The following is an 11,051-nucleotide window of genomic DNA, read 5'->3' on the forward strand; positions in this document are numbered from 1 at the left end:
TCTAGATGTGAAATTGCGAGACCATTGCTTTTAAATCTCCTGCTAAATGGGCAAGCGCTTCTGATGAAGCTGTTACTTCTTCCATTGCAGCAAATTGCTCTTCTGTTAAACCGGCTACTTGCTGTGAATGTTCACTCGTTCGTTTCACGCCTTCTGTAATAGACGCAAAAGACTGTTTCGCATCGTTTGTATAAGCTGCGATTTTTTGTGATGCACTTGATAAATGTTTAATGCCATTCGCCATTTCTCTCATCGACTGCTGGATATCATGAAATGATTCCTCTGTATGAGAGATAAGTACAGCCCCTTGAGCCGCTTCCTCTCTTACTCGTTTGATGGCATTCGTCGAATGAGTCATCTCTTTTTGTATTTCAGAAATGAGATGGGAAATCATGTTTGATGATGCTTGAGATTCTTCTGCGAGCTTTCTCACTTCGTCTGCGACAACAGCAAATCCTTTTCCGTGCTCACCTGCCCGTGCTGCTTCAATTGCTGCATTAAGAGCTAGCAGGTTTGTCTGGCTGGCGATATCTGTAATGACTTTGGAAATATGATCGATTTCAGCTGAACGTGTTTCCAATGCTTGAATCGCTGTACCATTTTCTTCAATTGATTTGGCAATAGACGTCATTTGTGAATGAACTTCACCGATATTGTGTACACCTTTTTGGGCCACTTCTTGTGCGGAGTGACTTCTTGAAGCCATTTGTCCTGCATTTTCAGTGATGTTTGCCAGCTCGTTTGATACTTGAATCATTTTGTGCTCACTAGCTGTCATTTGAGCGGACTGTTCTTCTGAAGATTGTGCCACTTCTTGAATCGTGTAGGTGATTTTTTCTGATGCTGCACTCGTTTCTTCTGCGCTAGCTGACAGCTGCTCAGAGGATGTGGCCACTAATTCAGACGTGTTCATGACATTTAGAATGGTTTGATTTAGTTTTTCACGCATCTTATTGAAATGGCCAGCCAGATCAGACAATTCATCACCAGCAGTATCCGTCACATTGATGGTTAAATCACCTTCGCCTGCACTCTTAATGGCAGAAGCCATATGCTTGAGACGTGCCTGAATCCGCTTAGTGAAAATAGAAATAATGATGACCGAAACGATCAGACTTAACAAAAGGACGATGACAAATTGTATATAGAATGACTGAAGCATTTGTGAAATCATGCTTTGATTGGCGCCAGTATAAAAAATACCAATTGTTTCGCCTGCTTCATTTTTGATCGGCATATAAGCCGTTTGATAGTCTTTCCCGGCAACATTTGCTGTGCCGTAATAGTTTTCTCCTTTATCTAAAACAGTGGTCTTCACTTCAGGAGAGACTTCTGTACCTACTGCTCGTTTCCCGTTTAACATGACATTCGTAGCAACGCGGGTATTTCCTTGAAAAATCGTGATGGTATCACCGGTATATTCGGCTAATTGGTCAACTAATGTGTCATGATCATTGATTTGCGTATTTCCTTTGAATAGCTTATCCTCTTTAATCTGCCACGAGCCTTCTACTTTTTCATTCAGGTAGGCGTAGCCTAGTTTTAAATCACCTTTTGCTTTTTCAGTTGCCATTTGCTTGATGTTTTCTGTCATCTCGCGATTCACCACATAACCAACAACTGCGGAAAAGATGATGAGGACACTTAAAAAGATCAGCAAAATTTTGGCACCGAGCCTCAGTTTTCCCTTTTTCTTCATGCTTTTTAACTCCTTTAGGTATAAGGTAGGGTATCCCTCCTTAAGGATTATCGGCATGAAAAAAGTGTTTAAAATACCTGCATGCAGTCATGTGAAAATTTTTTTAATATAGAAAAGGGAAAGGCTGCTAATCGATGATAAATTGGATTCTTGTGCCGTCTGGATCATCCGATAATTGATGACTTACCCACGAGCCTGCGCCTCTATTATCAGAAGGGCGTACATATTTGACAGAAGCTCCTGTGCCTCCTTCTTTGCACATCGCCATTGGCCATTCGTCACGATCATACCCGCGCTTTGTTGGAACGCCATGTAATGATCGATCCCTCTGCTCATCACTATGTTTACGGTCAATTGTACAAATGGACGAATGACCTTCATCAATGGCTTCTTCTATGTGCTTGGCTGTTTCGGGATAGCGGTCTGATGGAAAATGAATCGTTTTGTCATAAGATGAATTCGCTGTCTCTTGTTTCCCTTGCTCCAGCTGGATATAGCCTGTTGCTACACCAATAACAATCAATAAAAGCAAGAGAATCATTTTAAGAAGTTTCATAGGTGCTGGCTCTCTTTCTTGTTTGCGTATTTTGTAAACAGAAGTATAGCAGAATTACTTACCAATTTCCCCTGGTTTTGAAAAAACGCCTTTTAAAATTCAAAAAACAGATTTTACAAGATTTCATGCTTTTCATTTTTGTAGAAATTCATAAAAATTTTAATTTTGTAGATCATAAAACGAATATGCTCATTCAAAATGGCTTTATCACTGCTTTTTGAGCTAATTTCAAGAATTTAACACACAGAAATTTCAAAAAAATAAAATTGACTAGACCGATCTGCTTTAATAATATGGAGTCAAATATCAAAAAATGTCGTAATTTATCAAAATATGATTCTAATTACATTGTAGGAGGGAAGTACAAATGACGGATGTCTCATACCGGCTCGGAATAGACATAGGCGGAACATTTACTGATTTATCGTTGATAAATGAAGCAACAGGTGAGCTGACTGAACTCAAGACACCCACAGTGACTGATGACCCAGCCCAAGGAATTATCAATGGGTTAAATCTTCTAAAAAAAAGAGGTGTTGATCTATCCAACATTCAATACCTCGTTCACGGAATGACAATTGGTCTTAATACATTATTGCAGCGAAAAGGAGCAGATTTAGCCCTTTTTGTGACAGAAGGATTTCAAGATATATTGTCACTTCAACGTTTACGACTACCCATTCCTTATGACTTCAATTCTCGTTTGCCAGAACCATTGATACCACGGAAGCATGTATATCCAATCTCTGAAAGGTTGATACACGATGGTACGATCAAAAAACCTCTCCATCTGCAGCAGTTAGATGATGCAGTCCAGCATGCTATATCTAAAAAGCTAGCAGGTATCGTCATTTCTTTTTTACATAGTTATCAAAATCCAGTTCATGAATTACAGGCAAAAGCCTATATCAATCATCATTATCCACAGTTAGAAGTCCTTACCTCATCTGAATTATGGCCTCAAATGAGGGAATACGAGCGTACAGTGATGTCTGTTGTTAATTTGTACATTCAACCAAAGGTGAAACAGTATTTGCAAACACTGAAAAGTCGTTTGAAGGAAGAAGGTGTACCAATTTCTCCATACATTACACAATCAAATGGTGGTTTAATGGATGCAGAAAGTGCGGCAACCTCGCCTGTGAAGACTCTCTTTTCTGGTCCGGCAGCCGGTGTCATCGGTGCGGCGAGAATTGCAGCATCATCTATTGAACCCAACCTGATCACTTTTGATGTTGGGGGGACGAGTGCAGATATCTCGATTATTCAAAATGGACAGCCTACAATGGCGCAATCGAATCAGCTTTCAGGCTTCCCAATTATTCTTCCATCTGTTGCGATGTATTCAATAGGAGCAGGAGGAGGTTCGGTAGCATGGATTGATCAGGGCGGACTTCTAAAAGCGGGGCCAGAATCAGTTGGCTCAAACCCGGGACCAGCTTCGTATGGAAAGGGAGAAAAAGCAGCTTTAACTGATGCGTTTCTCATATGCGGTTACCTCAATCAAGAACGTTTTGCCGGAGGACATTTACAATTACAGTTGTCTGCGGCGAAAAAGGCTTTTCAGCCAATTGCTGATCAGCTCAACAAAACGGTTGAAGAAGCGGCTGACCAGCTCATTCAAGTAGCCGTAGCCAATATGTACACAGAATTAAGCAATGTGATGGAGCAGCAAGGGTTTGACCCTAGAGATTTTAGTTTGCTGGCGTTTGGCGGAGCAGGGCCGGTTGTGGCGAATTTCCTTGCGAGAGAAATTCATGCGAAAAATGTGGTTGTTCCTCCAAGTCCGGGTACATTATGTGCGTTAGGTGCTCTGACTGCTGACTTTATTCATGATGCGGTGCTGTCGAAGAAAATATGCTTACAAGACTATTCGATCAACCAACTAAAACAAGATTATGAGAAGCTGTCGCGAAAAGCGACTGATTGGGTCAGCCAGCAAAACATTCAGCATATCAATCAGACATCCATTCTATTATTAGCAGACGCACGTTATCAGGGACAGGCATTTGAGATTGAACTGCCATTATCGATTGATTGGCTAAAGCAGGAACAAAATATACACCAACTCATTGAAGCCTTTCACAAATTGCATCAGCGTCAATATGGTCATAGGGATGATCAGGCAAAAATCGAATTTACTCATTTACGCGTTCGAGTCATAGGCGAGACGCCTCCGCTGCCTTTTTCACCTGTTGATGAAAGCAGCGGACAGTCTTTGAAACCATATGAATATAGACGAATTTTTATTGAAGAAAAAGAATACGAAGCATCGGTTTATAACCGGGATACTCTGTCAGTAGGTTCTATTGTAAATGGGCCTGCCGTTATTGAGCAGGATGATACAACAACATTAATTTTGCCAAACTGGGCAGGCAGCATTGATCCATCAGGTAACTTAGTGATTTCAAAGGAGGCGGCTTTACATGAGAACTGATCCAGCAAAGCTTGAGATGATGCGCAGTTATTTTAATGCGATTGCATCAGGTATGGGGCATGTCATTGAACGGACGTCATTTACGACCTTCGTTAAAGAATCTGCTGACTTTGCGACAGCATTAGCCACGCCATCTGGAGATTTCTTTGTTTATCCGAAGACAGTAGGTGTGACGATCTTTTTAGGGCTGAGTCTAAAAAAAGCGATTGAAGAAAGCGGGCCGATGCAGCCAGGAGACATTATCATCACTAATGATCCTTATACGACAGACGGTTTGGCGACTCACCTTCCAGATGTCCATATCATTAAGCCGATTTTTGTAGATGGTGAAATCGTAAGCTATGCTTGGTCTTTTGTTCATGTCAGTGATGTGGCTGGGCTTGTGCCTTCGAGTATTTCACCGACAGCAACGGATGTTCATCAAGAAGGATTAAGAATTCCGCCAGTGAAAATTTATGAAGGCGGGGAAGAGAATCAGGTCGTACGTACCTTTTTAAGAGCGAACAGCCGCGCTAGTCATCTAAATGATGGTGATATTAATGCGATGATTGCAGCAGTTAATACAGCAGATATTCGGTTAAAAGAAATGATTGAGAAATTTGGAAAATACGAAGTGAAACAAGGAATGATAGACTTGCTGAAGCAAGCTGAGGATCGTGCTGGAAAGGTCATTGAAGCTATACCGGATGGAACGAGTGAATTTGCTGATTATTTAGATGATGATATGATCTCAGACGTCCCTATTCGGTTGAAAATCAAGCTAACGATTAAAGGGAAACGGCTGACGCTCGATTTTTCTGAGTGTGATCCGCAAGTGAAAACAGCCTTTAACCTCGTTACCAATGGTCAGAAGCATTCCTTTCTTTATCAAGGATTGATTAATTACATCATTAGTAAGGATCCTTTTATACCGATTAATGGTGGAATAACGTATCCAATTGACGTGATCTCTCCTAAAGGAACGCTGGTGCATCCAGAATACCCGGCTTCTGTCGGGATTCGTCATTCGATTACGATGAGGCTGTACAATGTCGTGCTAGGCGCCATTGGTAAGCTGTTACCTGAAGCGGTGCCGGCAGCAGGTGCAGGTCAATCTGCCATTGTGGTTCTCTCAGTACCTGATGATCAAACGGGTGGCAGGAAAATGTCCGTTGTCGAACCATTAGGCGGAGGCGGCGGTGCTCAAAATGGTACTGATGGAGTGGACGGTATTGATCATTCGTCAGGCTTTTTGAAGAATACCCCAATTGAGAGTTTGGAACAGCATATTGATATTCATGTTCACCGATATGAACTTCTGCCGAATACAGGTGGAGCTGGTGAAAATCGAGGCGGACATGCGATTGGTTTGGAATTTGAAATGATGAAGCCTGAATCAATGGTGACAGCACGAGGAATGGAACGGATGAAGTTTCAGCCTTGGGGATTAATGGGCGGCCGAGCAGGATCGGTTGGTGAGGTCAAGCTGACCACGGCTAATGGTGAGAAACAAGACCAGCCCAAAATAGATGTTCTGCGACTTGAAAAAGGCGATATCGTTCAATTGATTTCACCAAGTGGAGGCGGCTGGGGGAATCCATTTGCCCGAAAGAAAGAAAAAGTCCTTCAGGAAGTGGAAGCAGGTCTATTAAGTGAAGAGAGAGCGCTGCAGCAATATGGTGTGAAAGTATATTTAGACCAAAATAAATGGAAGATTGATGAGGAGCAGACGAGCAGGGTGCGAGAAAAGGTTGATGTTTCTGCATCTACTGACGTGTGGGATTTCGGAGAACAAAGAGCAGCTTATGAGAAAGTATGGACGGACGAAGCCAGCAGTGAGCTGGCCGTTCAGCTTCGTTCCTATCCGGCTAATGAACGTACGCACTATAAACATGCAGTTCATCAACATTTCAGTCATAGAAATGAGCCGTTAACAAAGGAAGATATTACTCAAGCACTTTGTCAATTGAATGGACAAAAAGGGGGAAATGAATCATGAAAAGAAGATTAATTGCTATTTTTGCAGGCATCCTGTCAATCGTTGTACTGCTGGCCGCTTGTGGTGGAAATGGAAAGGATCAAGGCAAACAGCAGCAGACTGTGATTGTTGGCGTATATGGAGGCGATTGGGAAAAGAATATCAAACCAATCCTCGAAAAGTTTGAAAAAGATACAGGAATTAAAGTGCAAACCGTCTCTGGGGCGGATTCTGAATGGTTTACAAAATTAAAAGCGTCAAATGGGAAAAATCCACCATATGACTTACTAATCTTACAGCCTGATACGATTCAAAGAGGTATTGCAGCAAACGTTCTTGCGCCTATCGATGAAGATCAAGCGCCGAACGTCAAAAAACTTTACCGTTCTGTCCAAAAGAAGCTTACTGTTAATGGAAAACAATATGCAGCAGGTTTTAGTATGGGGCAGCTTGGAATTGCTTATAGAAAAGACCTCGTCAAGCAGGAACCAAACAGCTGGACTGACCTATGGAGCAGTCAGCTGAAAGGGAAGGTAGCCATTTCATCTCCGACTTATTCAGCCGGTTTGCAATTTTTCTCTGCACTTGTTCATGCGCAAGGGGGGACAGATTCAAATCCTAAGGATATTGATAAAGCATTTAAAAGTCTCGCGCAGTTAAAAGGTCATGTAGCTGCTTTTCCAGATAACCCAGGATCGATTCAAACTTTGTTAGAACGTGGGGATGTCGCGGCTGTTCCATATTGGGACGGGCGAGTATTTGCACTTGAAGAAGAAGGAATGGATATTGGTTTCTCATATCCGAAAGAAGGCGCTGTTGCAGCTGTTGCGAGCTGGGCTTTAACGAAGGGAAATCAGCACGAAGAAGCGGCGTACAAACTATTAAACTACTTGAGCGGAAAAGAAGCTCAGGAGGCATTCTCGGAAAAATCTTATTATGGCATGTCGAATTCTGATGTGAAATACAATGACAAGATTAAGGGGAAAGTGAAAGTTGGAGAAAATTATTACAGCAAGCTGACTTGGGTAGATTATGAAACAGCGACCTCTGAGCTTGGCAATTGGACAAATCGATGGAACGAAGTATTAGGCGGAGGAAAATAGGTGATCGCATGAGTGGAATTCATTTAGAACACATCAGTCAGCACTTCGGTGAGCAAATTGCTCTCAACGATGTCAGTCTTACGGTGAATGAGGGAGAGTTTTTCTCCCTTCTTGGTCCTAGCGGCTGCGGAAAATCAACGTTATTAAACATCATTGGCGGTTTTTTAGAACCAACAAAAGGTGTCGTCTATATTGGTGATCAGGATGTGACAGCTTTGCCGCCTTACCAAAGAAAAACAGGTATGGTCTTTCAAAGCTATGCACTTTTTCCGCATCTGACTGTATTTGATAATGTGGCGTACGGGCTAAAGGTTCAAAAGAAAAAGAAGGCGGAAATCAAAGAGAAGGTGATGGAAAGCTTGTCTCTTGTTCAATTAGAGGCATTTGCGAAACGGATGCCCCACCAATTAAGCGGTGGTCAACAGCAGCGGGTAGCGATTGCAAGAGCGCTGGCGATTCAGCCATCTGTTCTCCTTCTTGATGAACCGCTCAGCAACCTAGATGCCAAACTAAGAAAAAACATGCAGACAGAGCTGCGAAATATTCAAAGGAATGTCGGGATTACAACCATTCTTGTGACACATGATCAAGAGGAGGCCTTAAGCCTTTCTGATCGGGTTGGAATTTTAGGAGAGGGAAGAATTCAGCAGATTGGGACGCCTTTAGAGGTGTACCGCCAGCCAAACAATCGATTTGTAGCTGAATTCATCGGACAGGTGAACATCTTTGAGGCCGTGTACAATGCAGCTGATGCGGCATTTACAGTTCCGCATGTAACCCATTCAAACGGTCAGCACCTTCAGCTGCAGGCTGCGGCACATCAAGAGAAGAGGGAAAAGCAACTGCTTATGCTGCGTCCTGAAAGAATCAGCATCTCTTCTGAGCGGGAGGAAGTAAAGCCGAACCATGTATCAGGCGTGCTGTCAGATGTGAGTTATATTGGGCATTCATTACGTTTGGTTGTGGGGCTTGATCATGGTGAAATTATTGTCCATGCTTCTGATGCGGCATTTCCCGAGCTGCCTGAAGTTGGAGAAACCGTCCATATCCATTGGCAGCCTGAAGATATCGTTTTCTTAGATTCGAAGGTGCATACGTGATGCGAATCAAGAAAAAGAATCAACGATTTCATTGGTTTATGCTGCTGCCAGCCTGTTTGTTTCTTGTAGTATTTTTACTAGCTCCTCTGGTGATGATGCTCGTTCTCAGTTTTCGCGATGTCGATTCGATGATGAATACATTACAAACGTATAGCTTTTCTCAATATATTCATGTGTTCACGACAGATGCATATGTAAAGGCGATTGGAAGTACTGTGTGGGTGGCTTTGCAGACAACGGTGATTTGTTTATTGATGGCATACCCCGCAGCATACGTGCTCGTCAAAGCACCTAATCCGCGTCTGCGGGCATTTTTCTATATCCTACTTGTGTCGCCGCTTTTGACAAGTGTTGTGATTCGGACATTTGCATGGATTGTTCTTCTTTCGCAAAATGGTCTGATCAATGGCATGTTACTAGATTTACATGTAATTGAGAAGCCGCTCTCGATGCTGTGGAATATGAATGCGGTCATTATTGCCTATGTCCAAGTCATGCTGCCATTTGCAGTACTGCCGATCGCAACAAGCTTAACCGATATGGATCGTCACTTAAGACCGGCTTCTATGAGTCTTGGAGCTGGCCGGATTCGAACCTTTTTTCATGTCACCTTACCACTGACCATTCCAGGCATGGTGACTGGCGCAATCATCGTCTTCTCACTGGCAGCAGGAAGTTATATCACCCCGCTGTTAGTCGGCGGACGGATGCAGCCGCTGCTGCCGCTGTCAATTTATCAGCAGGTCATGCAGGTGTATAATCTGCCTCTTGCTGCAGCTATGTCCTTTACATTATTGGTTTGTGTGCTTGTGGTAGTCAGTCTATTAAGCTATTTATTGAAGCGTTGGGAGGCGAGGATGCATGCGTAAAAAGTCAATAGGTGACCGCTTGCTTTCCATCCTGATTTGGACTGCTGGGTCATTGGTTTATCTTTTTTTAACCATACCTGTTCTTGTGATCGTCCTATCTGCTTTTAGTCCAAATGCCTTTCCTGAATTTCCACCGACTTCGTTCTCTGTTCGCTGGTTTCATGAGGTCGTGTCAAATCCAGAATGGATGGAATCTCTTCGGATCAGTGTGATTCTGCTGTTCATCGTGACGCCTCTCACGGTTCTTTTAGGGACAATGGCTTCGTATGCTTTAGCAAGGCTTTCCTTTAAGGGAAAGGAGGCTGTCCAAGCTTTCATTCTGTCACCTCTCATGATTCCTCAGGTGGTGTTAGGGATTGCGATGCTTTACTTGTTTACGGCTATGGGCTTTACAGGGTCTTTGTGGGCGCTCGTCATTGGTCACGTCATCATTGGTTTTCCCTATGTGGTTCGAACGGTAGGCGTGAGTGTTTCGAATTTAGATCCGCGGCTTGAGCTGGCTTCAATGAATCTTGGCGCAGGACCCATTCGCACGTTTTTTCGAGTCACATTGCCTTTGATTAAGCCGGGAATCATTGCAGGAGGGGTGTTTTCAGCTGTGACGTCATTTGGGGAAATATCGATCAGTTTGTTCGTTTCCTCTCCTCAAACCATTACAATCCCCGTCAGGACCTTTAATTACATTGAGCAGACCTTTGATCCGAGTGTCAATGCGATATCTGTCATATTTATTATCATTTCTATCATTGCGCTGCTCATTATTGAGAAAACGATTGGTCTGTCTAAGGTGATGTAAATATAATGAAGAAACAAGGAGTTGTCATTCAAATGACAGCTCTTTTTTTGTTGTTTTTACAGTAAAAAAAATTCATTTTTTTAGGGAATATAGTTCTTAAGATTTAAGAATTTGCGGGGAACGCAAGGAGACCTCTATCCTACATTTTCGGTCATATTTTCAAAATTTAAGGGAAAATATGAAATTTTTGCGGTATTTAGTCGATTATTTTCGGTTGAACGCAACTATTATTAGTTATTTTCGGTAAATATCGTCAATTCTCACAGGATCCCTTCGGTATGACGCATGAATCTTTACACCCATTTTTCGGTGAAAAAAACAATATTTTCATATAAAGTGGACGTAAATAGAAAATATCTAAAAGAAAAGAAGAAAAAGGCAAATCTATGGAAACATAGAGACGCAAAGCCATGTCCTAAGGTAAATGATTCTTTTTTTGCTAAGGTCGGCAGGCTACCGAATGGAAATGGGAGTCCCTCCGTTTTATTCGGGGTGGGCTCCTTTTCTGTTAAACCGTCTATTTTAATGAAATAG

Annotated in this window: 8 protein-coding genes and 1 riboswitch; of the genes, 6 read left to right on the plus strand and 2 right to left on the minus strand. The window is 42.5% G+C overall.

Annotated elements, in window-relative coordinates:
• Nucleotide 1: 1 nt before the first annotated feature.
• Nucleotides 2-1,699, minus strand: coding sequence for a methyl-accepting chemotaxis protein (locus MHB69_RS01950; protein ID WP_046313811.1), 1,698 nt, complete (start codon nt 1,697-1,699; stop codon nt 2-4).
• Nucleotides 1,700-1,826: 127 nt separating this feature from the next.
• On the minus strand, nt 1,827-2,255 hold the full coding sequence (locus tag MHB69_RS01955; protein ID WP_024424305.1) for a NucA/NucB deoxyribonuclease domain-containing protein: 429 nt from the start codon (nt 2,253-2,255) through the stop codon (nt 1,827-1,829).
• Between the two features lie 367 nt (nt 2,256-2,622).
• Here MHB69_RS01955 and MHB69_RS01960 point away from each other — a divergent pair, with 367 nt between their 5' ends.
• From MHB69_RS01960 to MHB69_RS01985, 6 genes are read left to right on the plus strand one after another with little or no spacing between them, the layout of a single operon-like run.
• A complete protein-coding gene (locus tag MHB69_RS01960) occupies nt 2,623-4,692 on the plus strand; it encodes a hydantoinase/oxoprolinase family protein (RefSeq protein ID WP_342495939.1) in 2,070 nt (689 codons plus the stop codon).
• Complete coding sequence (locus MHB69_RS01965) at nt 4,682-6,670, plus strand: hydantoinase B/oxoprolinase family protein (protein WP_342495940.1); 1,989 nt, start codon at nt 4,682-4,684, stop codon at nt 6,668-6,670. The genes MHB69_RS01960 and MHB69_RS01965 overlap by 11 nt, the downstream gene beginning before the upstream one ends.
• Nucleotides 6,667-7,752: an extracellular solute-binding protein gene (locus MHB69_RS01970; protein ID WP_342495941.1), complete on the plus strand. Its 1,086-nt coding sequence runs from the start codon at nt 6,667-6,669 to the stop codon at nt 7,750-7,752. The genes MHB69_RS01965 and MHB69_RS01970 overlap by 4 nt, the downstream gene beginning before the upstream one ends.
• 8 nt (nt 7,753-7,760) lie before the next feature.
• Nucleotides 7,761-8,852: an ABC transporter ATP-binding protein gene (locus MHB69_RS01975; RefSeq protein WP_326483584.1), complete on the plus strand. Its 1,092-nt coding sequence runs from the start codon at nt 7,761-7,763 to the stop codon at nt 8,850-8,852.
• Nucleotides 8,852-9,721 (plus strand): ABC transporter permease, encoded by an 870-nt coding sequence (locus MHB69_RS01980; protein WP_046313825.1) that lies wholly within the window; start codon nt 8,852-8,854, stop codon nt 9,719-9,721. The genes MHB69_RS01975 and MHB69_RS01980 overlap by 1 nt, the downstream gene beginning before the upstream one ends.
• Nucleotides 9,714-10,517, plus strand: a complete 804-nt coding sequence (locus MHB69_RS01985; protein ID WP_024424298.1) for an ABC transporter permease — start codon at nt 9,714-9,716, stop codon at nt 10,515-10,517. Before MHB69_RS01980 ends, MHB69_RS01985 begins: the two co-directional genes overlap by 8 nt.
• A gap of 367 nt (nt 10,518-10,884) precedes the next feature.
• A riboswitch (cyclic di-GMP riboswitch) is annotated at nt 10,885-10,978 on the plus strand.
• Nucleotides 10,979-11,051 lie beyond the last annotated feature (73 nt).

This window comes from Bacillus sp. FSL K6-0994 (assembly GCF_038630815.1).
GTDB classification, from domain to species: Bacteria; Bacillota; Bacilli; order Bacillales; family Bacillaceae; genus Bacillus; species Bacillus safensis.

What these genes read in the sequence shown, in the direction of transcription:
- MHB69_RS01950 (WP_046313811.1), bottom strand. Translation starts at nt 1,699, where the DNA reads ATGAAGAAAAAGGGAAAACTGAGGCTCGGTGCCAAAATTTTGCTGATC.
- MHB69_RS01955 (WP_024424305.1), bottom strand. Translation starts at nt 2,255, where the DNA reads ATGAAACTTCTTAAAATGATTCTCTTGCTTTTATTGATTGTTATTGGT.
- MHB69_RS01960 (WP_342495939.1), top strand. Translation starts at nt 2,623, where the DNA reads ATGACGGATGTCTCATACCGGCTCGGAATAGACATAGGCGGAACATTT.
- MHB69_RS01965 (WP_342495940.1), top strand. Translation starts at nt 4,682, where the DNA reads ATGAGAACTGATCCAGCAAAGCTTGAGATGATGCGCAGTTATTTTAAT.
- MHB69_RS01970 (WP_342495941.1), top strand. Translation starts at nt 6,667, where the DNA reads ATGAAAAGAAGATTAATTGCTATTTTTGCAGGCATCCTGTCAATCGTT.
- MHB69_RS01975 (WP_326483584.1), top strand. Translation starts at nt 7,761, where the DNA reads ATGAGTGGAATTCATTTAGAACACATCAGTCAGCACTTCGGTGAGCAA.
- MHB69_RS01980 (WP_046313825.1), top strand. Translation starts at nt 8,852, where the DNA reads ATGCGAATCAAGAAAAAGAATCAACGATTTCATTGGTTTATGCTGCTG.
- MHB69_RS01985 (WP_024424298.1), top strand. Translation starts at nt 9,714, where the DNA reads ATGCGTAAAAAGTCAATAGGTGACCGCTTGCTTTCCATCCTGATTTGG.